Origin of the sequence: Chryseobacterium arthrosphaerae (genome assembly GCF_001684965.1) — a bacterium.
Classification (GTDB): domain Bacteria; phylum Bacteroidota; class Bacteroidia; order Flavobacteriales; family Weeksellaceae; genus Chryseobacterium; species Chryseobacterium arthrosphaerae.
Map to the genome: position 1 here is coordinate 2,105,024 of NZ_MAYG01000001.1, position 23,816 is coordinate 2,128,839.

Sequence of the window (23,816 nt, forward strand, 5' to 3'; positions counted from 1 at the left end):
AATGACCCAAATAAAACCGTTCATCACCTTTGCACTTGCTACAATTCTGTCTGCCAGTACCCATGCTCAGAAAAAAAACAGCTATATCCATAAGATTGACAGTATCATAACAGCTTCTTCCCCACTCACATTCAACGGGGTGGTTCTGGTTTCGCAAAAGGGAAAAATAAAGTATCTTAAATCTAACGGCTATAAGGATTTTGATAAAAAAATTCCTTTGAAAACAGATGACCAGTTTGAAATCATGTCCAATACCAAACAGGTGACTGCCGTTTTGATCCTGCAGGCCGCTGAACAGGGAAAACTTAATCTTCAGACTCCCATCAAAAAATATCTGCCTTCTCTGACACAATCATGGGCTGATTCGGTAACGATACACCATCTGCTGAACCATACCCATGGCATTACTGACGTAGAAAAACCTGCCGCTTTCAAAGCGGGATCACAGTTTAAATATGGAAATCTTTCCTATATGCTTTTAGGGAAAATCCTTAAAAACACAACCGGAAAGACCTTTATACAACTGGCTGATTCTCTTTTCAAAAAACTGAAAATGGAGAAAACATTTGTTTATAATACAAGAGATAATCAATCATTAGTACCGGGCTACAGAAGCGAAAATAATCAGTTTGAAAAGGTAAAAGAGTCATTTCTGAATGATGATATTGCTCCCGCTGCAGGCGTAGTTTCTACAGTACAGGATCTTGCCAGGTGGGATCAGGCATTGTTTAAAGGGCAGCTATTGTCCCCGGAATTCAAAAAACTGATGCTCACTCCTTCCACCACTTCCCAGCACAATGTTTTTGGAAAAGAAAGTATGGGATTTGGCTATAATGTCAGGATCATAAAAGAAGCCGGGCTGGAATATTTCGGCGTAACCGGTCTTGGAGACGGCTTTACCTGCCTCAATGTATACTTTCCTTCTACAGATACAACTTTAGTCATCCTGGAGAATCAGATGCCGGAAAGGAGTGAAAACTGGAGCTTCCAGGAAGCAGCCATCAAAAATGTTGTACTGAAAAGTATGACTTTACCCTAGTATTCATCCCGGAAGTGAAAGGGTAAGAGATCCTGAAATCTCCGTCGAAGAGCTCAATCAGGTTTCTCTTTACCTTTTAAAATACGGGTTTTAATTCCGGAAAAAGGTTTTTCAATTAGGATCCTGTATAATACCGCTGCTGTAATACAAGCCAGCAAACACAAAATCAGGCATGTATTATCTGCTGTCTGAACAGTAAATTTATCCAGTGCCACCTGTGTCATATGAATAATCCCTTTGTGGGAAAGATAAATGGCATAAGATAAAGCAGCCAGCTGCGCTGTGATATAAGACTTTGACCGGTACAGGAAGCAGGATTCTGAAACAGCAGAGAGCACAATAAGACCATAGCTTAAGGCTACCAGTGTAAATCCGAATATTGAAGCTCTTTCTGATGTCTGCTCATTACAAACCCACAATGAAACACCCAGCAGGATCAGTCCTGAGATAAAAATCAGATTTCCGTGATGATGAACCTTTCTTTTAAACCCTGAAGAGTACTGCATCAGATAGCCGATCAGAACTCCCATGCCAAGCCCGTCTAACCTTGTATGGGTAGGATAATAGATTTTCATATACCATAACCGCCAGAAGTCCAGGGAATCAGGCTGTACAGGGATGATATATTGGTTCCACATGACAATCCTTACCATCAAAGAAAAAGTGATTACACCAATGAGCAGTACAGGCAGATATTTAAAAAGTCTGGTTTTCGCCAAAATAAGGAGCAACAGAGGAAGGAAAAGATAAAACTGCTCTTCAATACACAGCGACCAGGCATGCGAAAAGGTACCGCGATCAATAACGTCCAGCCCGTAGTTCTGGGTAAAAGTCACAAATTTCCATAGTGGGGATAAAGCTTCCCGCTCCCTGAAAAAAGGAAATGCAAAATACAGGAAAAGTGTAAAAAAATAGGCCGGGATGATCCGGAAGAACCGTTTGATATAAAAGATCTTTAAGCTAAAACGTCCCTTCCTTTCAATCTCTTTAAACAACTGGCCCGAGATCAGGAAACCGCTTAATACAAAAAACAGATCCACGCCCGTCCATCCGAATCTTCCGATATCATCGATCCATTGAGGATGCTTAAAAGCCCGGTAATGATACATTAATACGAGTATAATGGCTGCGGCTCTCAGATGATCCAAACCATACCACCTTTCCTGATGTTTTTCCATTTATTTTTTTTCAGCAAATATGAATCAATCCCTGAATGCTTTTAAATAGATTGTCCGGAAAACACATCAACTGCTATGAACGGTACAATAAGCTGTCTACATCTTTAGCTGTGCTGTTTGCAGGATTTTTTTAACCGTTTACACCAATTTCGCCGGTTGTTGCCTAAGTTTTTATATTTTTGATCCTGATGAACGCCCAGCCAGAAATTCATATCAGACAGAATATCTATTTTCAGTTGCTTTTCTGGATTGCCTTATTGGTATTCGGAATAGCGAGAACTTATGGGGAATATGACGGAGTTATTGTCAGGGAAATGGTGATCTACAATCTATGCCACTGGATTTTCCAGATCATCGGGGCCAATTTTATATATTATATTCTGGTCCGTTATCTTTTTGACCGGAAAAAATATGTAGCGTTTTCAACAGGTCTTATCATCAGTCTTTATATTATTTCGGTGATCAACAGGATCTTTATTGTTTATCTTGCCGAACCTTTTTTCACAAACCTGCCTAAAGACAGTTTCATCAGTATTTTCACAGATTTCAAATATCTTATATTCCATTATACTTTTCCCATTATCAGCGGAACTTTTATATTCGTTTCAGTGATGTTTATGATGCGTTACAAAGATGAAAAACAACGCACAGCCAGCTTACAGAAAGAAAAGGCAGAACTTGAGCTGCAATCCCTGAAGGCACAGCTTCACCCCCATTTTCTTTTCAATACGCTGAATAACATCTATTCTCTTTCTGTGAGCCGGTCTGAGAAAACCTCCCAATCCATCAGCCAGCTTTCTGATATCCTGGATTATATTTTATACAAAGGCCAGAAAAAATGGGTTTCTGTTTCTGATGAAATGGCTATTATAAAACAGTATATCACTCTGGAAAGCCTTCGCTATCATGACAGCAGGCTCAGGCTTAGCCAACATATCTCCCTGAATTCTGCCAATACGATACCGCCGTTGCTGTATCTTACTTTGGTTGAAAATGCTTTCAAACATGGTGCAGGGAAAAGTTCAGCCCCTACAGAAATAAGAATCGAAGTGGAAACCAATACCCAACAATCTGTTTTTATAATTGAAAATACCTGTACAGACAGCCACAACAACAATGAAAGAGGAATTGGTCTCCAGAATATCAGGCGGCAGCTGCAACATCATTACCAGGAAAATTTTGTTTTCAGAATTTCCAGGGAAAATAATAATTTTAAAGTTGAAATAATTACCCCTTCACACTATGATTAAGTGCATCATTGTAGACGACGAACCTTTAGCTGCCACATTATTGGAAAATCATATTTCCAGGATTGATGATCTGAAACTGATCGGGAAAGCTGCAGATGCGCTGGAAGCCTATAAAATACTTCAGAATCAATCCGTAGATCTTATGTTTCTTGATATTCAGATGCCCCATCTGAACGGGATTGATTTTCTTAAATCATTATCTCAAAAGCCGAAAACCATTTTTACCACCGCCTATCGTGATTTTGCTATCGAAGGTTTTGAGCTGGAAGCTGTGGATTATCTTCTGAAACCTGTTACTTTTGAACGCTTTTTCAGGTCTGTAGAGCGCATTCTCAGAAACACAACAGGAACTCAGGAAGAATTCATGATCGTCAGAAATGAAGGGCTGCACAGAAAGTTGCCTCTTTCCGATATTATTTATTTTGAAAGCCAGGGTAATGATGTCAAAATTGTTCTGGCCAATCAGGAAAACAGTATTTCTAAAACCAAAATAACAGATCTTGAAACGGCACTATCCGGGAAAGGTTTTGTTAGGGTTCACAGGTCTTTTATCATCAACATGCAATTTGTGACGGCATTCAGTCATCATGAAGTGATGCTGGGCATTCACCAGATCCCTGTCGGAAGAAGTTATAAACAAGAATATGATTCTTTTACCGCTTCCCTTTTAAAGAATCGTCTGCTATGAAGCTCCTTATGAACAGCCTATCGCAAGAATAAACAAGTTTCCATTTGTACCGGATTCTATTTTTAACATTTATTTTTATTAATTTTTTACAAGATGAATTGAATAATTATTTTTCAATCTGTTTTTCAACACCTTACATCATATCCATGAGTAATAATTCATATCAGCACGCTGTAAGTTCTTTATTTCAGAAAACAACTAATTAAATGGTTTACAGCATATTAAAAAACCAATGATATCCATAGCATTCACAGATCTTACCTCATAAATATTAAAAAAAAGTATTACTTTTGCTTTAGATTAATAAAATTGTTTGTAACTTTTTTGTTAATAAATTTAGGTGCACCAATTTATAAAACATTAAAATTCATTCCATGAGAAAAATAATTCTACTTATTACATGTATGTTCAGTATTTCAGTTTTCTCACAGATCAAAGTGTTGAAAAATGAAAGTTTGGTAGAAATTGGTAAAGATAATTCCGTAGGTCTATATAAAAAGGAAGATAAATTTACAATCAATTACCAGGATCTGAATACCAGCAACCTGAATACAATCCGGTCTTTTTCATTCCAAAATCTGAACGGTGATGTATTAAGCCTGTATAAACTCATCATGGATGGTTTTATATCCGCTTCTGATGAAAATATCATTCTGGAACTTCCCAACGATATTATCGAACTTCATTATGAAAAAAACTATGGCCAGCAGACCGTACAGTTTATTCAGGTGATCAATAAAAACCGGAAATACATCGGAAAATCACAGTTTTTAACCCAAAAACAGGTTGATAAAATCTTCGGAAGAACAAACGGAAAGTATGCCCTGTATGACAAACAGCCTACGACTCCAAACAAGGCAGGCTCAACTGCTTCTACAGCTACTCCCGCATCAGGAAATGGGAAAAAAGCAAGAAAATAATCATAATTTATAAATATTACGAAACTCATTCAATAGAATGAGTTTTTTTATTTTATTTTTGCAGAAAGACATTATAACTTATGCCGCTTCAGATAATCAACCTAACCAAAAAATTTGGTGAACAGACTGCCTTGGATACGATCAATATTTCTATCGATAAAAATGAGATCATCGGTCTGCTTGGTCCCAACGGAGCAGGAAAATCTACCCTGATGAAATCTATTGTCGGCGCATTGAAAGTGGACCAGGGAGAGATCATCTTTAACGGGTTGAATATTTCAGACCATCAGATTGAAAGCAAGAAAAAAATAGGATTTCTTCCGGAAAACAATCCGCTTTATCTGGAAATGTATGTGAAAGAATACCTTCAGTTTGTCGCCAATATTCATAAAATCTCTGAATCCAGAGTAGATGAGGTGATTGAGCTGGTAGGCATCACTCCGGAAAAATCAAAAAAAATAAGCCAGCTTTCCAAAGGATATAAGCAGCGTGTAGGGCTGGCACAAGCCATTATCCATCAGCCGGATCTTTTGATTCTGGATGAACCTACCAACGGGCTGGATCCCAACCAGATCCTTGAGATCAGAAATGTAGTGAAAGAAATAGGCCAGCAGAAAACGGTTTTACTGTCTACACATATTATGCAGGAAGTGGAAGCGCTCTGCTCACGGGTCATTCTGATACATAAAGGAAATATTCTGCAGGATTGCCCTATTGATGAATTTAAAGGAAAATTTGACAGTCTGGAAGAAGCTTTTGCAAGTTATACGGCAACGCAGAAATAAGAGATCAATTAAAAACTGCGGAGTTAAAAAAAATATTTAAACCATTAAGAATAATGAAGATATTAAAGTAAGTTAAGGCAAAAATCAAAAATTTTTCAGCACTCTTTTAATGCGAAACCTCTTACTGTTTTTAATTCTTACCTCAATACTATTGAAAAGATTACATAATGGCTTTATATTTGATGAAATTTGCTCGTTAACCAATAACCACTCAATATGATCAAGCATATTTTATTAGGAGCTTTCTGTTTAGCTCAGTTTTCTTTGGTTTCTGCTAAAGAAATTCCCAATCATCCGGAAACCGGAAACATGATGACAACCTCTGTTTTCCAGCAGGTACCCAAAACCGTTATTATCAAAACCAAAAAATTCAAGATAAGAATTGATAAGCAGCCGAACGGTAAATATCTTTATCAGTCATGGAATGCCAATGCCAGCCTCACCACAAAACCAAGTATGATCATCAGTGACGGAGAACTTATTCCTGACGGGTCAGGAGGTAACTATTATATTGCTTTCACTAATGAAGGCTACAGCTATCAGGTTTGGAGAAATTACCTGACGGATTATGGTAAAAAGGCCCCTTATACCCTGATCGTCAATGATCCTAATGACCGTGAGATTCTAAGTCAGGACGGGTATGTCGTAAAAAAATAAGCTGAATAATGCTGAAAAAATAAAATCCTGTACAGTAGTGTACAGGGTTTCTTTTTTATGTTCCGGACTGTCTGAGTTCTGTAAGGAAACGGCTGGATTCATAGCTTTCTTCAGCTGCTTTATATCCGATAGTAAAGATCTCTTCCAAACGTTCTTTCTTGCGTTCAAAGGTTCCGTAAGAGGATAATTTCTGAGAAGAGATGAACCAGTCACAATAATCAAATTTTCCCCGTTCGATCCTGTAGGAAAGAAGGTCGTAAGAGCGTGATACAATTGCTTTGATGGAGTTCAGATCTTTAATCTTTGCTTCGTTTGGCGGGGATACAAAAACACCTATCAGCCTGTCACACTCATCCCGGATGATATCTGCCGGAAAGTTGTTCAGTACTCCCCCGTCACAATACATTTCGTCCCCAATAATATAAGGTGTGGTAATACCCGGAATGGAACAGGATGCAATGATGGCATCAACGATCTCAAAATCTTTATCGAAAATCTTCTGCGTTCCGGAAACCAATTCTGTAGCTACTATTTTCACCTCTATATCCAGATCGCCCAGTTTCATGTCATGAAAAACAGGTTTAAGATAATTTCTGAAAATAATGGAAGAAACCAACCCCGGCTGATTGAATGTAAAATGTTTCCAGTTGAAAAAATATACCGAATTGAAAAACTCCATAATTTCATCGGGAGTTTTTCCTATGGCATGCAGACAACCTACAATAGATCCGGCACTGCAGCAGGAAAGGATATCAATTTCAATGTTTTTTTCCCGTAAGAATTTTAATACTCCTGCATGGGCGATTCCTTTGGTACCGCCTCCTGATAAAACAAGTCCTACTTTCTCAAAATTCATTGAATAAATTTAAGAAAACAGGTTGATATAATCGGATTAATTTTTATAAATATGTTTATTTTAAAATTATTTTAACAGAAAACAGCCTATGTATTTATCAAAGTTTTTAAACAAGATGAAAAAGGTATCTATATGTATCAACGATAACAGCCCAGATTTCTCTGAGCTGTTGTATTGTACCGGATATTGATTTAATTAAATTTTGAATCCCATAATTGTAAAACTTTACTGTAATCTTCCCATGTTTTGGCAGACTTCAGTTTTTCTTCCAGATTGGGATCGTTAACGAAACTTCTAAATTTCTGATCTGCGAAGTGCCCCTCAAAAATTACTTTTTTATCTTTATCTACTATATATTCTTTGCTGATAATGCTGAATCCACTATTAGAGTAGGCCTGATAGCCACTGATATTTTTTCCTTCATAAAAAACTCTTACCAAGCCTACATCATTAAGGTTTTTTGCTGCTGAGTCATAATATTCATAGGAAACATTTTCATTATCCGTAATCTTAATATATTTTACATCACCAGGCTTTACCCAGGTTGTATTTTTTTCTTTATCTACCATTTTCATCTTCATCAGAATGGTATATACAGAATATTTCTTATTGGAAACAGTTCCTGTATTTCTCACTTTAGCGCTGATGCTATCATTAGAGTTTTTGAGTATGTATACTGCAGGAAAATATCTGGTATCTTCTTTTTCCTGGGAAAAGCCAAACGTAAAGCAAAAGAAGATTAATAAAAGAATTATTTTTTTCATAAAAGTGATGAGTTGTTTAAAAAAAGCCCGGATTTCTCCAGGCTTTTGTTATATAGATTTCTGTATTTTCAGATTAGATGTGAATTACCTCACCGTAAGCAGCAGCAGCAGCTTCCATGATGGCTTCAGAAACTGTTGGGTGCGGGTGGATCGATTTGATGATCTCATGACCTGTAGTTTCCAGTTTTCTGGCTACAACAGCTTCAGCAACCATATCTGTAACACCTTCCCCGATCATGTGGCATCCTAACCACTCACCGTATTTGGCATCAAAGATCACTTTGATAAATCCGTCTGTATTTCCGTTTGCAGTAGCTTTACCACTTGCAGAAAGAGGGAATTTACCCACTTTGATCTCGTATCCTTTTTCTTTAGCCTGCTTTTCTGTAAGACCTACAGAAGCTACTTCAGGGTGGCAGTACGTACATCCAGGGATATTGCCGTAGTCGATTTTCTCAACGTGCATTCCTTTGATTTTCTCTACACAGGTAATTCCTTCAGCAGAAGCAACGTGAGCCAATGCCTGGGTAGGAATGATATCACCGATAGCGTAGTAACCTGGTACTGAAGTTTCGTACCATTCGTTTACCAATACTCTTCCTTTGTCTGTCTGGATTCCTACTTCTTCTAAACCGATGTTTTCGATGTTGGCAGCAATACCTACAGCAGATAATAAGATATCAGCTTCAAGAGTGATGTTTCCGTTAGCAGTTTTAACGTTGGCTTTTACGCCTTCTCCTGTTGTATCTACGCTTTCTACAGAAGCGTTGGTCATAATTTCGATTCCTGATTTTTTCAAAGATTTCTCCAGGTGTTTAGAGATTTCTTCGTCTTCTACAGGAACGATGTTTGGCATAAATTCAACAACAGTTACTTTCGTTCCCATTGTGTTATAAAAATCGGCAAATTCTACCCCGATAGCTCCAGAACCTACAACGATCATAGATTTCGGCTGCTCAGGAAGAGATAATGCCTGTCTGTATCCGATTACTTTTTTACCATCCTGCGGTAAGTTCGGCAATTCTCTTGAACGAGCTCCTGTAGCAATGATAATGTGGCTCGCAGTATATTCAACTACTTTACCGTCTTTATCTGTAACAGAAACTTTTTTACCTTTCTGTACTTTTGCAGTACCAAGAATTACGTCAATCTTGTTCTTTTTCATCAAGAACTCGATTCCTTTGCTCATTTTGCTGGCCACACCACGGCTTCTCTGAATTACATTCGGGAATTCAAAGCTGGCCTCCACCTTATTCAAACCATAATCTTCAGCATGGTTGATATAATGAAAAACCTGAGCAGATTTCAATAAAGCCTTAGTTGGAATACATCCCCAGTTAAGGCAGATTCCCCCTAAATTTTCCTTCTCGATAATTGCGGTTTTGAAACCCAACTGAGCTGCTCTGATCGCAGTAACGTATCCACCAGGACCACTTCCAATGACAATAATATCGTAATTCATTACTTTAAAAATTTTTATGCGAATTTAAGGAAAAATATTGGATGTTTCACGTTTCTTCTGATTGATCTCAAAATGCACCGCCAAGCCTTTTTTATTCAATTTTAAATAAAAAAGAGAACGCAAAAAGCATTCTCTTTCAATAAATATTCTTTTATATTAAAAACTTATCAAAGTTTAAAATATAAAAACCGGTTTTCGAATTTTAATAATTGCAAAAATTCTGTATTATTTCGCCTGTCTGAGTAATCGCTTCTCGGCGGCATATCTTTCATTTAATGCTTTCATCTGATCTCTCTTCATCTGCTTGGTAGCCAGCGGGTGATTGAGGATGAGTTTTTTTTCGGTATTGTATTTTTTGGTAAGCTCCTGCATTTTAATATTCACCAGCTCACTTTTTGATGGATGCGGAGGAGCCGGCGGTCGCTTCTGAGCTGATACATTCATTGATAAACCTAATAGCAATAGTGTTGATATTAAAAACTTTTTCATGATATTTATATTTTTGAATGAATTCAACGGATTGGTCATGATCTCATTTCATTCATTCAGGTTCAGTGGTTAATCTACATATTTCATACCAATATTTTTCAAAGACATAAAATATTATACACAATTAATTGATGAATTGGTATGTTTACCGGATGTTTAGATGAGTTTACAGCTATCACCACAAAAGTAACAAAAGCCTTATTTTAAACACTTCAACTCACTTAAGCAGGAGAAGAATAAAGCAGGAGAAAGTTCACATAAGAAAAAGATCAAAGATTTCACAAAACTTAAGTGAACTTATTAAACGAAGTTTGGCTCTAAAAAACTTAAGTATTTTTAAAAATTTGTAGTTAAATTATTAATGTAAAAAGCTTAAACAGGTTTATTATTTAAAGCCCTATATTTTTCACAAGAGCGAATATTTTGCTACTTGTTACTGTTTCAATTGAATTACAGCAGCATATTTCAGGTTCTTCCTGTTTTCCGGAAGCTGCACTGTGATGCTATTCCCTGATTTTTTCCAGTGAACTTTGGAAAGTCCTAAAATGTTCAGTGATTTTGGATTAAATTTTTCCGGAAGCATAAAGGTTAGCTCTGCAGGTGCCTGATATTCTGACTTTTCGTTAAGATGAAAGACATTGAGTGTATGGCCATCTTTGCTCCGGGTATAATAGAAATCACCTTCATGATAGGGGGCAACGCTTCTTGTTGCAAATACCGCAGACTGATTCTGATCCATCCAGCCTGAAATCTCTTTCAATCTTTCGTATACTACCGCATCATAGTCACCATCAGGACCCGGTGCAATATTCATCAGGTAATTTCCGCCCCTTGAAATGATTTTCACCAATGTTTCAATGATTTTTTGTGAGGTTTTGTAATGATCGCCGGGAACATAAGAAAAAGAATCCCCCATTGTGATACAGCTTTCCCACGGAATGGGAAGTGCATGCTCAGGAACGGCCTGTTCAGGTGTCACATAATTTTCCCATTTTCCGGGAACGGTGCGGTCTACAATAATGATTCCCGGCTGATTTTTCCTGGCCATTGTTCCTATTTTATCCATGTCGATATCCTGCTCTGTCCTGATGGTGCGCTGCCATTCTACTTTCGGATCAATGGTGTGAAAAGGGCGTACCCAGCCTCCATCCAGCCAGAGGATGTCTATTTTACCATAGTTGGAGGTAATTTCATTCAGCTGATTGAATGTGAATTTTTTAAAGTTTTCCCATCGTTCGGGATATTTCTTAGGATCATAATTGACGTTTCTGTCTTTCGGCGGAAAGTAAGGCCACCAGTAATCATCGGAATGCCAGTCCGGTTTTGAAAAATAAGCCCCGATTTTAAAGCCGTTCTGTCTGAAGGTATTGAACACCTCCCTGGTCACGTCTGCTTTCGGATTTTTTGAGAAAGGTGTTTTGGGAGAGGTGATTTTATAATCGGATTCTTTGGTATCAAACATCGCAAAGCCATCATGGTGCTTTGTGGTAAAGACGACGTACTTCATTCCTGCTTTTTTCACGGCATCGGCCCATTTCTGTGGATTGAACTGAACGGGATTAAAGGTAGTCTGAAGATTTTCATAGTTTTTTACGTACTCATCATAGGATTTTCCATGCTCAGGTTTTCTTTGTGTCCAGGATTCATCTTCCGGGCACAAGCTCCAGCTTTCAACGATTCCCCACTGGCTGTAGGTTCCCCAATGCATAAACAGACCGAACTTGAGATCCTGCCACTGTTCCAGATTCTGAACAACAAGGGGGTCCGCAGGTTTCTGATATCCTTCTGATACGTTATGCGCCTGTGAGAACAGCACTGAACCTGTAAGAAATGATAAAAAAAGTAAGCCTGTTTTTGTGCGGATTAGCATAGAAAGTAGTTTCTGCTAATTTAACTAACCTGTGGTTAATTTACAAATATCAGGATTTTAACAGGTTATGAAGGGCCTCATCGAACGTGGAATACGAGAATGTAAATCCGCTTTTCATGAGATTTTCAGGATATACATTACGGCTTTTCAACAGTAATTCGGTTTCTGTTTTCAGGAATATGGAAGCTATTTCCAGCTGCCATACAGGAGCATTCAGCCCGAAAGGAGCATTCAGTTTTTTTCTCAATTTTTCCATCATTACGGAATTGGACAAAGGAGCCGGAGCCGTCACATTTATTGCTCCCGAGATATTTTCATGTTGAATGATCCATTCTACCGCTTTACAAAAATCATTAATATGGATCCAGCTTACCATCTGATTGCCTCTCCCCTGTTTTCCGCCTAAACCCAGTTTAGTAATCATCTTCAGTTTTGGAAAAGCACCGCCGTTATTCCCCAGAACAATGGAAGTACGCAAGGCTATTTTCCTTACTTCCCGAGTATTGGTTTTAAAAAATTCCTTTTCCCAGCTTTTGCAGATATTCATTGAGAAGTCATCCCCGATAATGCCGTTTTCTTCCGTGTTAAGATGTTTTTCTGAGTGTACGTAGATGGTTGCAGAACTTGCATTCAGCCAAATCCCAGGTGGGTTCAGACACTGGTCTACTGCTTCCTGTAAGATGGCTGTGCTATCGATTCTTGATGTATAAATTTCCTGTTTATTCTTTTCATGATATCTGCAATCTACGGATTTCCCTGTCAGATTGATCAGAACATCTGTTTTTTCAAGAGCAGACTTCCATTCACCCATTGTCCGGGCATCCCAATAGATTTCATTTTCTCTTTCAGGTTGACGGGTCAGAATGTATACCTGATTTCCTTTGTCTGTAAAGTATTTCTCAAGGTTTTCTCCGAGAAATCCGGTTCCTCCGGCTATGAGTATTTTCATTGTGTTGAGGTTTTGTTTTATTGGGTTCGGTAGACTCGCGTCTCATCAGATAGTATATTTCTTTGTCCGGACCTGTATTTCAGATCCCTCGGCCAGCATTACAGAAACAGGTTCCTGCCTGTCCAAAGATTCGAAATCCTTTCCGTAGATATTGCCGAAGTGGATGTCCAGTTTATAATCTTTGATCAGGTAATACTCCCATTTAGGATGGCATACTTCATATTCGGAGGTTTTATTTTCATTTTTGGTAAAGCCCCAGTAATGTTCGGTGATAAACTCAAACTCCGAATCAGTTTCCATTGTCTGTGCTTTATTTCCTGCAGTGATCTGTAGAGAGTGCCAGCTTTTATCTTTCCATGAATACCGGATCAGCAATTCATCTTCTTTTTCATGAATCAGATTCTTCATTGGCATGGTATGGTAATTTTCTTTGTAAATGGAATTGGCTACGAAGCTTAAAGCAGGCTTGGGAACGATTTCCTTAATAAACACCACGCCTCTTTTCCAGATCCCATTTTCTTTTTTCTTTACATAAAACCTTAAGTTCACCTCTTCAAAATTACGGTGGAAGGGAATTGGTAATCCTAATAATCTTGTATTTAAAAACATAAAACCTACCAGGCTAACATAACATTTCCCTCTATAAAAATCGAGTTCTGTACCTTCAGGCAGGTATTGTAACAATAGATCGGGATTGATTTCGTAATTGATGATGGCTAACTTCCGCCATTCTGCCTTTAAAAAATTCATGATGTGGATTTTTATTATTTTGTTTGATAGAATTTGTATTCTATCTTAGATTAAATCGCCACTTCGTGGCTGAGTTTAGTTGTGAATTCTGCTTTTGTTTTGATTAAATTGTTTCTTTCCAGCAGAAAATTTTTCAGGTAATTTTCCAGGTAAATCTTATTAAAAATCTTTCCTATTATTCCCAGTGGAGATTCAAATTCAAAAATATCTGTCATTACGGTCTGTCCGTTTACCGATTTAAAAATATGCCGGTGACGAAGTAACCTGAAGGCTCCTTTCTGTATTTCATCTGTGAACTGATGAGGTTTTTCCATGCTGATAATTTTGGTGGTAAGGATCTGATATATTCCTAAATGTTTTGCTCTCCAGGTCACTGTTTCATTTTCTTCGATCAGGCCTGATGTACGTCCGGCAATGGCTTTTTCATGGGTCCGTGAGGTTGATTCCTGATGCAGATCGATATTTCTTGCCAGATCGAATACGGTTTGAATATCTGCATTGATCTCTGTTTCTAAATAAATCCGTGACATTTTTCAAAAGGTTTGTTTTTTATTGAGTTCCGGTAAGGTCTTGTCTATTCTTTCTGCCAGTTCCGGGAGCTTGATCGTAGGAACTGCAGGAAAAAGATGATGCTCCATATGGTAAAACATACTGAAGGTCAGTTTATTTTTCCAGAATCCACGTTGGGTTCTTGCGATATCAGGGGTTTCATGGGTATCATGGTGCACAGTCCATACTGCGAAAAAGGCCATCAGAAATTCACCGAAAATCATGACCAGTATATGGTACATCAGAAAGTGAATCTGAAAATAAAACGCAACAGTGATTAATAACGCTATGGAAACCAGCTCCAGATACATATTTTTCCGGTAGGTTTTATTTGCTTTTTTAAAGGTGATCCAGTGAATCAGGAACATATGTTTCGGGCCGTAAAGAATTGCTTCATACCATTTCATCGCTGCTGATTTTCCTTCATAATCTTCTTCGGAAAGGCAGAATTTATGGTGTCTGATATGGTTAAACTTTACGGCATGAATGGAAGCCATCATCGTAAGACTGTTCAGGTACAGAGACAGCCATGTCAGCCATTTTCCGGTTCCCAGGGAGTTGTGAAAGCCATTGTGTACCTGTCTCAATGCTGTCAGGAAATAGAATCCTGAGAATGGTAAAGCAAGGCCATAATATCCGTTAAAAGCTAAAAACAGGGATATGAAAAGCCACGGCAGGCTGATATTGTTTTCGATCAGCATTTCTTTGACTGAAAGTTTCCGGAGGTCTTTCCATTCAACAGTTCTTATGAGTTCAAGATGGTTCATGTTTTATTTTTTTTAAATGGTTGTTACAATAATGATGGCTAAAGCTGTCAGTCTGAAGAGAATCCATGAAATGGTAGGATAATAATTCAGTTCTAAGATCCGGCACCTTCTCAGATGTTCCAGAAACATGATGAGTACTACAATTCCGAAATAAATAAGATAGAAAACCGGGGTAAAACTGGTCAGCAAGGCAGGAATTAAGAGGAGTGTTCCCATCAAAGAAACGGTCATCATATTTCCGAGGTAATCCCAGATCCTGTCTTTCAGGTACATTCTCAGAAAAATGGTCTGCCAAAGGATCTGTGCCAAACAAATGGTAAATTCCCTTCCAAAATCAGGCTTTAAATTCAATCCCATTTTTCCTGAAAACATGCTTAAAATATAGGCTGAGAAAATCACTGTAAAGACAATGTAAGCGATTCTGTATTTCAGGTTAAAATCAGGAATACAGGATTTTTCATCATCATTTTTCATCGATGGAATGATCTGTTTACGGTTGTAAGATACAAAGGAATACAGTCTTTTGAAAAACCAGTATAAGGGCTGTATTCTGGCTGTTTTCTCTAATAGCGGAAAGGAGTTCCCAATGATCAGAAGAAGGCTGTCTAGTCCATACACTACCTTATTCCTGTTGTGGTCTATGAGAGCAATCTCATTTTTGGCCCTGTTAAAATCAACCAGGGTTCTGTTTCTTAAAGATATTTCAGTGAAAGCTTCCCTTCCGTTTTCATCAAGCATTCCGCATTGGGTAAAGGCTTTGGAATAAAGCGCACACATCGGGCATTCTTTATCGTAGATCAGGGTATGGTTTCTGAGAGTTTTCATCACGTTTTTATTTTAAAGATTAAGGAAATCTCCTCTGGTTCTTTTATGCTGTACTTTGAAAGTAAAGTACATCCAGATTTTAAAGAGTAATGTTTTCATTTTTGATTTGGATTTCTTTATTTAATGCGTGTTTACGTCCTTTCAGGAACAGCAGCAGGTTGAGCAGCATCATGATTCCCAGGTAGATTGAAAATCCTCCGATCTTTCTGCTTAGGGCTACCACCAGATTTTCTACTGTTTCAATGCGGAAGAATTCTATAAAAGAAAGGGCGAAACCAATATTTAAAAGGTAGAACCCAATTTTAAAGAGCGTGTTGGTAGCCATTGCTATGTCTTTTTTCTGATGAAATATATCAATCATAAATGCTTTTGAGTTTTTAAACAAAAACTGAGAAACAATGACAGTAAGGGTGATGACAACGGGCAGATAAATCATGTAAGCAGAAAAATTGTACGTCGTGGTTAAAGCGGCAGTTTCCATAATCATATTATTTTAAGGTTATTTTTTTTCTCAAAAAGTACAGGGCGAAAATGTTCAGGTAATGTAATACACAAAGAATCAAAACGATACTTCCTACTCTTACAGCAGTAATTCTGATCAACTCTTCAATATTATTCACTTTCTCCCATGAAGCAAGATTCATTGCGATATACCCCAGATTAACCAGATAATAACACCCAAGCAGTATCCTGTTGACTGTAAGACAAAGCTGGTCATCATGAAGTAAATATTTCAGATACGCTGTTCCTGCCTGAAAGCACCTTCTTCCTACATCAATCGTGATATACGAACTGATACCGAGGAAAAGTATATATGAAACAATATTGAACATTTTAAATATATTATATTTTCAATAATTTTTGAAAGTTCATTTGAAATAAAAAAGGATTTTCATCCTCTTTATTTTATTTCAACAGGTTGGTAATCTTCCCTACCAGCCAGTGATCATCGCTTTTTATGGCAAGGTCCATTATATTATTGATCTTTCCGGTTACTGAGCTGAAATCATTCATTAATCTGATAAATTCTTTGGCTTCTTCGGAATCCTGATCATCAATATTCTTTAATTCTTCCAGAAAAGAAATGACAGGTTCTATCTCTCTTTTTCTGCGCTCTTTGGTGATCTGCTTGAAAAGATACCAGACATCTTTTTCTGCTACGAAGTATTCTTTTCTATCTCCTTTTATAAATTCTTTCCTTACAATTCCCCAATCTATAAGGGCTCTGAGATTCATATTGGCATTTCCTCTTGAAATTTCCAGCTCTTCCATTACCTCATCTGTAGAAAGCGGCTTACCACTTGCCAAAAGCAATGCATGCACCTGTGCCATCGTACGGTTGATTCCCCAGTTCGTCGCAAAGGTTCCCCATGTCTGAATATACTTTTCTTTTGCTTCTGAAAGCTGCATTTTTTTTACTTTTAGGTTTCTGATACAAATGTAATTATATTTTCCGAATTTTCAATAATTTTTGAAAGTTAATTTTAAAATTAAACAGACATTTTTTGGAATGCCTGTTTAACAGCTTATTTGTTGGTTTTATATTTTTCTGTCAGCTCGATAAATTCTGCTCTATATCCTTCTTTATCTTTACCTTTTCCTTCTTTTGCCAGTTGTTTGATCTTCCCAATATTTTTATTTTTAATCAATTTTGAATCTCTCAATACCAATCCAAACCATGCTACTGAAGAAGCAAATTTAAAATCAGAACTTTCCTTTGCTGCCATATCAGACTTTTTTATCACTTTTGTTATCTCACTGCTCTTATTTCCATCCGGTTTTTTGTATCGGAATTTCACAGTAGCCAGTTCATTACCAAAATTCTTTGTTTTGGAAGTTGAAGAATACTTCAGTTTATTTTCTTTAGGTAAGAATTCTGATTCTGTTCCTACCGGTATAATTTCGTATAAAGCAGTAACAGTATGTCCGCTACCTAATTCTCCGGCATCTATTTTATCATTCACAAAGTCTTCATTTCTTAATTTCCTGTTTTCATAGCCTATCAGACGGTAAGACTTTACAAAATTGGGATTAAATTCAATCTGAATTTTGACATCTTTAGCAATGGTATAGATCGTACCTGCAAATTCTCTTCCCAGGAATTTATTGGCTTCCTGTATATTATCAATATACGCATAGTTTCCATTTCCTTTATCTGCGAGAGTTTCCATTATATTATCTTTGTAATTCCCCATTCCATAGCCCAGGCAGGTAAGAAAAATCCCTGTTTTCCTTTTTTCTTCAATCAATGATTCCAGATCAGCTTCGGAAGACTCGCCTACATTGAAATCTCCGTCTGTGGCTAAAATGACTCTGTTATTTCCTCCTTTTATAAAGTTTTCCTGTGCCAGTTTATAGGCCAGCTCAATTCCCTGTCCACCAGCTGTGCTTCCTCCAGCCTGAAGATTGTCTAACGCATCTGTAATCACTTTTTTATCTTGGGCTGAAGTAGGTTCCAGTACCGTTCCTGCGCTCCCTGCATATACCACTATTCCGACTTTATCCTGAGGTCTTAGCTGATCCAATAAAATTTTGAATGAAGACTTCAGTAATGGCAGTTTATTTTCCTGATTCATAGATCCCGAAACATCAATCAGAAAAATAATATTGGATGCCGGAAGATTATCCATTGGAATTTTTTTTCCCTGTAATCCTATTTTCAACAGCTTGTGATTGGGATTCCACGGACTGTTCCCGTATTCTGTATTAATGGAAAATGGAGTTCCTTTTTCGGGCTGTGGATAATTATAGGTAAAATAATTGATCATTTCTTCTACTCTTACCGCATTTTTATTCACTGTACCTTCATCGTTAATCATTCTCCTGATATTGGAATAAGAAGCGTTATCTACATCTATAGAGAAAGTAGACAGAGGCTGATTTTTTGTAAGTTCAAACGAATTCTCTATAAGCGCTGCATACTCTTCATCATAATCGTCTGTATTTCTTTTAACTGTTTTTTTTACTGTTTTGGAAACCTTCTTTTTTCCACCGACATGATTTTCATAAACTCTTTCAGATTGCATATATGGACTTCGCCCGATACGATTTGATACTTCATAAGCAACTGACGTTTTCGGTTTCGGACAGCCATTATATTCCGGCATCCCCGGAACTGTAGGACAGGCATCGTCTTTATCCAAAATTCCGTCACCATCCGTATCCGGCCATGGGCAGCCATTATTTTCCGGTGGTCCTGCTACGGTAGGACATGCATCATCTTTGTCAATTACGGTATCATTATCCGTATCCGGCCATGGACAACCGTTATTTTCTACCGGTCCGGCAATCTCGGGACATTGATCTGATTTATTAGGAATACCGTCCTGATCTTTATCTTTTCTGATGCTGTAGGTTTTAGATTCTGTTGCTGTTCCTGAAGTTTTTTGAGTTTTACAGCCTGCCAATATGACAAGCCCAGACATGGTTATTATTATTTTCTTCATCCGGTTTTAATTTTGGGGGAAATTATTAAAATAAATTCAAAGTTTCTAATGTCTTTTTAAGGTTCAATTTTGACAGGAATTCCTTCATTCCAATATTTGGATTCCGGCATATAATACAGATAAATGTTGCCTGATTTTGCGGTGTAGTCTCCTGCAAATTCCACTTTCAGATCGAGGTTGATCACCTTTGTTTCTTCAGCTTCCAGGCGTTCCCAGTACAATACAAGGTAATTATCAAAAATTTCATAGAAAGAAACCTGCTTTTTATCAACCATATCTTTCAATAAAGCATTTTGTAATGTCAATCCTGCAGGAATGCCTATTTTGGCAACTGTCATGGGAAGCTGGTTATTCACTTTATTTTTAATAGTAACGGTCATTCTGCCCGTTTCTCCTACTTTATACTGAGCAGATTTCAGCCGGGTCTCCATGGTTACAGGAATATCAGTGCTTACGGGTGGTTGCAGAGTATAGTATTCGTAATCCAGCCTGTAAGGAAGTCCTTTTGAAGCCGGATACTGTACACGGATATGATTTTCCCCTGTTTTATAAGCTGATGCAGCACTGATCCCGGGTAAAACTGAAGCTCCGTTTATTTTAATATCGGGTCTTTCATTTCCATAAAGTTTTTCATTTTTTGAGAAGAATTCAGATAAAGCTTCTATTGCCAGACCCGTGGCCTGGGTAGAACCAAATCCGTAATATCCGTTATAGGAAATAAGCTGACCTGCAGCCTTTGCAATTTTCAGATGATTCAATTTTTCATCTTTCTGCAACGCCATCATATAGAGAGAAAGTGCTTCTGCATTTGCAGAAATACCCCCTGAGCCGGTAAAAGTAGTATGAGACTCTGTAGTTCCGGTTTCATATTGTTTCTCAAGAATCATCATCAACTCCTCATATTCTTTATGTTTTCCAAGATTGGCAGAAGCATTGGCCAATAATGCCAGCTGATAAGTATCCTTTGTTGCCAGTGCCCGTCTCAGCATTACTTTATAGGAGTCTTCAATTTCATCCTTTATACCGAATTTTGACAAAGCATACAAAACATACATATTCCCGGACCACATCTGCTCCGAATACTCTTTTCCCGCTTCATAGCTTCTTCTCACTTCAAATAATCCGTTTCCGCTTTTCTTTGACAGAATAAATGAATAAAGCCCCTGAATCAGTTTCGGATCTACCGCCACATATTTCCTCAGTTCCGTAAATTCCAGTAAAGTAAATGCGGAAAGGGCCACATCAGATTCCATAGTCCTGAAATATCCAAAACCTCCGTCTTTATTTTTATAGCTCAGCAGTTTCTGAAATCCTTTCTTTAAGTTTTTTACCACAAGATTTTCGGTGGATGCATCAATTTTTCTGACTGACTTTAAATAATCCAGAATGAAAATATTAGGATATACTGTTGAAGAAAGCTGTTCAAAACATCCATAGGGCTCTTTCTTCAGCCTCTCCAGATCTTCAAACATCTGAAATGCAGCATTTTCAAATACATAATAATAAGAAAGCATACTGCCATTGATATATTCAGGAATATTGATCCGGATCTCTTCAGTTGTATTATTGATCAGTGAGTAGCGGTGGAGAAAGCCTTTTTCTTCTACCTGAAACGGTAAGATCATAGTTTCCCTGAAATCTCCGGATCTTACGGTAAACTGAATATTGGAACTGACCACCTCATCGGTCTGTATCCTTACAAATAATCTTCCGGACTCCATCGGCTTCAGCGTAATCAGGCTGTCGGCCTGCACCAGTTTAACATGATTCGGGACAATAACTTCCATTGTCATATTTCTGGTTTCAGGGGAATTATTTTTTACTACCACCGGAATAAGCATCTGGTCTGTTCTTGTCAGGTACTGTGGAATTTTAGCATCTATTGAGATCGTACTCTGTACTGCATACGTCATTTCACTTCTTCCAACGTTCCCGGTTGCAGAAATACCTTCTGCCATCACTCTGAATGTAGAACTGGCATCAGAATTATAGAATTCAACTTTTGCTTTACCATTTTTATCGGTCTCTACCACAGGATTCCAGTATAAAGCTTCTCTGTAATCAAATCTATAGGAAGTATTGGTGGTTTTATATTCGGGGTAGGCAAATTGCCGGTTCTCTGAGAAATCGGTCAGATTCCCGGCCGGTATCACTTCTACCGCAAAATAGGATTTCGGGGTGATGTCCCATTTATTCTCAGCATTATTATTTTTAAAAGAATTAATGAGAATGGCTCCATTCACAGCCCTGCTCCCGTAGATGGCTGTAGCTGCAGCATCTTTGAGTACTGTAATACTGCTGATATCATTGGGGTTTATGGTTGTCTTAAAATTTTCTACAGGAATTCCGTCAACGACAAATAACGGGGTTTTATTGGCAACCGAAGCTGCACCTCTTATATGTACCTCGCCGCCGGTTCCCGGCTGGACTGTGGATGTGATTGCTATTCCTGCTACTTTTCCGCTTAATAATGAAGTGACATCAGGATTCTGAATTTCCGGAGAAGCCGATAATAAAGTGACAGAATTGGCCTTATTTTCTTTTTTAATAGAATAATATCCTACCATAATAACCTCTTCGATCCGACTGCTTCTGACTGTATCTGATTTTGTTTTACTACGTTGAGGAGTCTTACTTACTTCTTTAGGCTCCTTTTTTGTTGCTTCTTTACGTTCTGCCTCTCTTATAATTTCCTCTACATCTATATTATTCAGTTTTTGCTTCACCAGAGGGTTAATATCCAGATGATAAGACAGAATCCTGATTTTAACCCTGTGTTTAGGCAGGAAGGATTTGGCAATGATTCTATACGAGCCGTCTGCATTTAAATCTGAAAAATAAAATTTACCATTTTCCGTAGTTGCCTGTCTGAGAATTTTACCTCTACGGATATCTACCAGAAAAACTTCCGCTTGTACAGGATTCTTCTTTTCATCTTCTACTGTTCCGTAGACTGTATTCTTTTTTTCGGGCAGATATCTGTATTGATTGTTTTTTATAATTTCCGGAAGAAGCCCGAAGTATCTGTATCCATTGGTCAGCATGACAAGATCAAGGCTTTTGTCTGCTTTTTCTTCTTTTTTATCGAAATAAAACTGCGGTTTTTCAATCTTACCTCTCAACTCAGAATCCATCAGCAGCCATGAAACGATATGGTTTTGTTTATCATCAGCATAGGTCCACAGCTTATCATCCACTACACTCAGAGCAAGATTAGCAGGAACCGGTTTGTTATTTCCATCTGTAGTTACAATATTCAGGACCACTTTTTCCCTGGGCTGATAATATTGTTTTACAGGTTCTACCTTTATGGTAAGCTGATTGATTTTATTGGTAAAAACAATACGTTCTGCAAGCGCTGCATTATTTTCCAGAACGGTGAATCTGATAATCCCTGTTGGAAATTCTTTTTCAGATACCTCCAATGAACCTGAGCCATTTTTCAACAGAAGGGATTTGCTGTAAACTTCCTTTCCACGAAAGCTTCCTTTAATGATAATACTTCTCTCCTTAGTAGAAGCCAACTTAAAGTGCAGCAATCCGTTTTCTTGTCTGATATTCAGCACTACGCCGTCATTCTGGGCAAGGGGAAAATGATATGTCTGCTCTATATTTTCCGGCTTCAGAACCTTGGCATAATAGGTTTCTTCTTTCTGAGGGGTAAAAAGGAAACTTCCCATTCCAAAGTTATAAGCGGAAACTTCTTTTATTTTTTGATGATTCTGATTGTAAATTCCTAAAACCGCATCTACAGGCTGTTCAAATTCATCCAGGATTTTAAAGGCTATGTTTTGTTCTATCCCATTGATCAGCATTCCTCCTTCCGGCATCAGTCTGACGTCGAGATGATTTAAGACAACCGGAATATTCCGGGAAACCGATTCTGTGAAGCCATCAAAGTTCACTTTAATATTCAACAGGGCATCAGCGGATTTGAGTACTGGAGGAAGTTTAAATTTCAAGATTTTTTTCCCGTCTTTATCTGTGATCAATTTTCCATCTGAAACCGTTTCCCCGTTGTGCATTACCGTATATTCCGCTTCATAAAAGGGAATGGGTAAATTAGCCAGGCTTCGCATAGAAAAATCCGCTGTCACCTCATCTCCCGGTCCATAGCCTTTTTTGGGGAAGTCAAGCTTCATTAAGATCCTCGGAGATACAATTTTCTGAAGGGTAATCTCCTTTTCAAATACATTTTTATCCTGTTCATTCTGCATCCAGTTGGTGTAGGCTCTGATCTTATAGATTCCTCCTTTCATATCATCAGAAAAATGGAAATAGCCCTGAGCGTAGCCGTTGGTGATCTCATATTTCATTTTTTTCACTACACTTCCGCCCGGATCAAGAATTTCAAAATTGACAACCCTGCTGTCTTCTGCCGGAAGGTTGTCTTCTCCTTTCACAACGTAGATTTTAAAATACATTCCTTCTCCCGGCTTATAAAAAACATGATTGGTCTGAATGTAAGTCTTTTCCTTTTGGAAGTCCTGTATGATATTCTGTCCCTTTACTGAAACAGCTGAGAATATAATGCAGCAAACAATGATATATGATATAAATTTGAGATTCATA

At 37.8% G+C, this 23,816-nt stretch carries 22 protein-coding genes; 6 read left to right on the forward strand and 16 right to left on the reverse strand.

Going from position 1 to position 23,816, the window contains the following annotated elements:
• The first annotated feature begins 1 nt into the window (after position 1).
• Positions 2 to 1,039, forward strand: a complete 1,038-nt coding sequence (locus BBI00_RS09495; RefSeq protein ID WP_065398536.1) for a serine hydrolase domain-containing protein — start codon at positions 2 to 4, stop codon at positions 1,037 to 1,039.
• Positions 1,040 to 1,092: 53 nt separating this feature from the next.
• Here BBI00_RS09495 and BBI00_RS09500 read toward each other — a convergent pair whose 3' ends face one another.
• The gene (locus BBI00_RS09500; RefSeq protein ID WP_065398537.1) at positions 1,093 to 2,217 is read right to left on the reverse strand and encodes an acyltransferase family protein; all 1,125 of its coding nucleotides are present in this window, start codon (positions 2,215 to 2,217) and stop codon (positions 1,093 to 1,095) included.
• Between the two features lie 188 nt (positions 2,218 to 2,405).
• On the opposite strand from BBI00_RS09500, the gene BBI00_RS09505 reads away from it, so the two are divergent.
• The 5 genes from BBI00_RS09505 (at position 2,406) to BBI00_RS09525 (ending at position 6,517) form a co-directional block, all read left to right on the forward strand.
• The gene (locus BBI00_RS09505; RefSeq protein WP_065398538.1) at positions 2,406 to 3,467 is read left to right on the forward strand and encodes a sensor histidine kinase; all 1,062 of its coding nucleotides are present in this window, start codon (positions 2,406 to 2,408) and stop codon (positions 3,465 to 3,467) included.
• On the forward strand, positions 3,460 to 4,155 hold the full coding sequence (locus BBI00_RS09510) for a LytR/AlgR family response regulator transcription factor (RefSeq protein ID WP_065398539.1): 696 nt from the start codon (positions 3,460 to 3,462) through the stop codon (positions 4,153 to 4,155). Before BBI00_RS09505 ends, BBI00_RS09510 begins: the two co-directional genes overlap by 8 nt.
• Before the next feature lie 374 nt (positions 4,156 to 4,529).
• Positions 4,530 to 5,075 (forward strand): hypothetical protein, encoded by a 546-nt coding sequence (locus tag BBI00_RS09515; RefSeq protein WP_065398540.1) that lies wholly within the window; start codon positions 4,530 to 4,532, stop codon positions 5,073 to 5,075.
• An 80-nt stretch (positions 5,076 to 5,155) separates the two neighbouring features.
• Entirely contained in the window at positions 5,156 to 5,860 is a 705-nt protein-coding gene (locus BBI00_RS09520; protein ID WP_065398541.1) for an ABC transporter ATP-binding protein, read from the forward strand.
• Positions 5,861 to 6,076: 216 nt separating this feature from the next.
• On the forward strand, positions 6,077 to 6,517 hold the full coding sequence (locus BBI00_RS09525) for a hypothetical protein (RefSeq protein WP_065398542.1): 441 nt from the start codon (positions 6,077 to 6,079) through the stop codon (positions 6,515 to 6,517).
• 55 nt (positions 6,518 to 6,572) lie between these two features.
• Here BBI00_RS09525 and BBI00_RS09530 read toward each other — a convergent pair whose 3' ends face one another.
• The 15 genes from BBI00_RS09530 to BBI00_RS09600 form a co-directional block, all read right to left on the reverse strand.
• Entirely contained in the window at positions 6,573 to 7,373 is an 801-nt protein-coding gene (locus BBI00_RS09530) for a patatin-like phospholipase family protein (protein ID WP_065398543.1), read from the reverse strand.
• A gap of 191 nt (positions 7,374 to 7,564) precedes the next feature.
• A complete protein-coding gene (locus BBI00_RS09535; RefSeq protein WP_065398544.1) occupies positions 7,565 to 8,137 on the reverse strand; it encodes a hypothetical protein in 573 nt (190 codons plus the stop codon).
• Between the two features lie 73 nt (positions 8,138 to 8,210).
• The gene (gene lpdA, locus BBI00_RS09540) at positions 8,211 to 9,599 is read right to left on the reverse strand and encodes a dihydrolipoyl dehydrogenase (RefSeq protein ID WP_065398545.1); all 1,389 of its coding nucleotides are present in this window, start codon (positions 9,597 to 9,599) and stop codon (positions 8,211 to 8,213) included.
• A 225-nt stretch (positions 9,600 to 9,824) separates the two neighbouring features.
• The gene (locus BBI00_RS09545; protein ID WP_065399692.1) at positions 9,825 to 10,088 is read right to left on the reverse strand and encodes a hypothetical protein; all 264 of its coding nucleotides are present in this window, start codon (positions 10,086 to 10,088) and stop codon (positions 9,825 to 9,827) included.
• Positions 10,089 to 10,521: 433 nt separating this feature from the next.
• Complete coding sequence (locus BBI00_RS09550) at positions 10,522 to 11,958, reverse strand: alpha-L-fucosidase (RefSeq protein WP_065398546.1); 1,437 nt, start codon at positions 11,956 to 11,958, stop codon at positions 10,522 to 10,524.
• A gap of 49 nt (positions 11,959 to 12,007) precedes the next feature.
• Complete coding sequence (locus tag BBI00_RS09555) at positions 12,008 to 12,907, reverse strand: TIGR01777 family oxidoreductase (RefSeq protein ID WP_065398547.1); 900 nt, start codon at positions 12,905 to 12,907, stop codon at positions 12,008 to 12,010.
• Between the two features lie 45 nt (positions 12,908 to 12,952).
• A complete protein-coding gene (locus BBI00_RS09560; protein ID WP_065398548.1) occupies positions 12,953 to 13,657 on the reverse strand; it encodes a YqjF family protein in 705 nt (234 codons plus the stop codon).
• Positions 13,658 to 13,707: 50 nt separating this feature from the next.
• On the reverse strand, positions 13,708 to 14,187 hold the full coding sequence (locus tag BBI00_RS09565) for an SRPBCC family protein (protein ID WP_065398549.1): 480 nt from the start codon (positions 14,185 to 14,187) through the stop codon (positions 13,708 to 13,710).
• Between the two features lie 3 nt (positions 14,188 to 14,190).
• Complete coding sequence (locus tag BBI00_RS09570) at positions 14,191 to 14,973, reverse strand: fatty acid desaturase family protein (protein ID WP_065398550.1); 783 nt, start codon at positions 14,971 to 14,973, stop codon at positions 14,191 to 14,193.
• A 12-nt stretch (positions 14,974 to 14,985) separates the two neighbouring features.
• Complete coding sequence (locus BBI00_RS09575; protein WP_065398551.1) at positions 14,986 to 15,798, reverse strand: DCC1-like thiol-disulfide oxidoreductase family protein; 813 nt, start codon at positions 15,796 to 15,798, stop codon at positions 14,986 to 14,988.
• Positions 15,799 to 15,877: 79 nt separating this feature from the next.
• Positions 15,878 to 16,279, reverse strand: a complete 402-nt coding sequence (locus BBI00_RS09580) for a hypothetical protein (RefSeq protein ID WP_065399693.1) — start codon at positions 16,277 to 16,279, stop codon at positions 15,878 to 15,880.
• Between the two features lie 7 nt (positions 16,280 to 16,286).
• Complete coding sequence (locus tag BBI00_RS09585; protein WP_065398552.1) at positions 16,287 to 16,631, reverse strand: hypothetical protein; 345 nt, start codon at positions 16,629 to 16,631, stop codon at positions 16,287 to 16,289.
• A gap of 73 nt (positions 16,632 to 16,704) precedes the next feature.
• Complete coding sequence (locus BBI00_RS09590; protein ID WP_065398553.1) at positions 16,705 to 17,208, reverse strand: GbsR/MarR family transcriptional regulator; 504 nt, start codon at positions 17,206 to 17,208, stop codon at positions 16,705 to 16,707.
• A 116-nt stretch (positions 17,209 to 17,324) separates the two neighbouring features.
• Complete coding sequence (locus BBI00_RS09595) at positions 17,325 to 19,244, reverse strand: vWA domain-containing protein (protein ID WP_065398554.1); 1,920 nt, start codon at positions 19,242 to 19,244, stop codon at positions 17,325 to 17,327.
• 56 nt (positions 19,245 to 19,300) lie between these two features.
• Positions 19,301 to 23,815, reverse strand: coding sequence for a TonB-dependent receptor plug domain-containing protein (locus tag BBI00_RS09600; protein WP_065398555.1), 4,515 nt, complete (start codon positions 23,813 to 23,815; stop codon positions 19,301 to 19,303).
• Position 23,816 lies beyond the last annotated feature (1 nt).

Excerpts from the sequence above, each read along its gene's own strand:
- BBI00_RS09495 (WP_065398536.1), top strand. The coding sequence starts at position 2 with ATGACCCAAATAAAACCGTTCATCACCTTTGCACTTGCTACAATTCTG.
- BBI00_RS09500 (WP_065398537.1), bottom strand. The coding sequence starts at position 2,217 with ATGGAAAAACATCAGGAAAGGTGGTATGGTTTGGATCATCTGAGAGCC.
- BBI00_RS09505 (WP_065398538.1), top strand. The coding sequence starts at position 2,406 with ATGAACGCCCAGCCAGAAATTCATATCAGACAGAATATCTATTTTCAG.
- BBI00_RS09510 (WP_065398539.1), top strand. The coding sequence starts at position 3,460 with ATGATTAAGTGCATCATTGTAGACGACGAACCTTTAGCTGCCACATTA.
- BBI00_RS09515 (WP_065398540.1), top strand. The coding sequence starts at position 4,530 with ATGAGAAAAATAATTCTACTTATTACATGTATGTTCAGTATTTCAGTT.
- BBI00_RS09520 (WP_065398541.1), top strand. The coding sequence starts at position 5,156 with ATGCCGCTTCAGATAATCAACCTAACCAAAAAATTTGGTGAACAGACT.
- BBI00_RS09525 (WP_065398542.1), top strand. The coding sequence starts at position 6,077 with ATGATCAAGCATATTTTATTAGGAGCTTTCTGTTTAGCTCAGTTTTCT.
- BBI00_RS09530 (WP_065398543.1), bottom strand. The coding sequence starts at position 7,373 with ATGAATTTTGAGAAAGTAGGACTTGTTTTATCAGGAGGCGGTACCAAA.
- BBI00_RS09535 (WP_065398544.1), bottom strand. The coding sequence starts at position 8,137 with ATGAAAAAAATAATTCTTTTATTAATCTTCTTTTGCTTTACGTTTGGC.
- lpdA (WP_065398545.1), bottom strand. The coding sequence starts at position 9,599 with ATGAATTACGATATTATTGTCATTGGAAGTGGTCCTGGTGGATACGTT.
- BBI00_RS09545 (WP_065399692.1), bottom strand. The coding sequence starts at position 10,088 with ATGAAAAAGTTTTTAATATCAACACTATTGCTATTAGGTTTATCAATG.
- BBI00_RS09550 (WP_065398546.1), bottom strand. The coding sequence starts at position 11,958 with ATGCTAATCCGCACAAAAACAGGCTTACTTTTTTTATCATTTCTTACA.
- BBI00_RS09555 (WP_065398547.1), bottom strand. The coding sequence starts at position 12,907 with ATGAAAATACTCATAGCCGGAGGAACCGGATTTCTCGGAGAAAACCTT.
- BBI00_RS09560 (WP_065398548.1), bottom strand. The coding sequence starts at position 13,657 with ATGAATTTTTTAAAGGCAGAATGGCGGAAGTTAGCCATCATCAATTAC.
- BBI00_RS09565 (WP_065398549.1), bottom strand. The coding sequence starts at position 14,187 with ATGTCACGGATTTATTTAGAAACAGAGATCAATGCAGATATTCAAACC.
- BBI00_RS09570 (WP_065398550.1), bottom strand. The coding sequence starts at position 14,973 with ATGAACCATCTTGAACTCATAAGAACTGTTGAATGGAAAGACCTCCGG.
- BBI00_RS09575 (WP_065398551.1), bottom strand. The coding sequence starts at position 15,798 with ATGAAAACTCTCAGAAACCATACCCTGATCTACGATAAAGAATGCCCG.
- BBI00_RS09580 (WP_065399693.1), bottom strand. The coding sequence starts at position 16,279 with ATGGAAACTGCCGCTTTAACCACGACGTACAATTTTTCTGCTTACATG.
- BBI00_RS09585 (WP_065398552.1), bottom strand. The coding sequence starts at position 16,631 with ATGTTCAATATTGTTTCATATATACTTTTCCTCGGTATCAGTTCGTAT.
- BBI00_RS09590 (WP_065398553.1), bottom strand. The coding sequence starts at position 17,208 with ATGCAGCTTTCAGAAGCAAAAGAAAAGTATATTCAGACATGGGGAACC.
- BBI00_RS09595 (WP_065398554.1), bottom strand. The coding sequence starts at position 19,244 with ATGAAGAAAATAATAATAACCATGTCTGGGCTTGTCATATTGGCAGGC.
- BBI00_RS09600 (WP_065398555.1), bottom strand. The coding sequence starts at position 23,815 with ATGAATCTCAAATTTATATCATATATCATTGTTTGCTGCATTATATTC.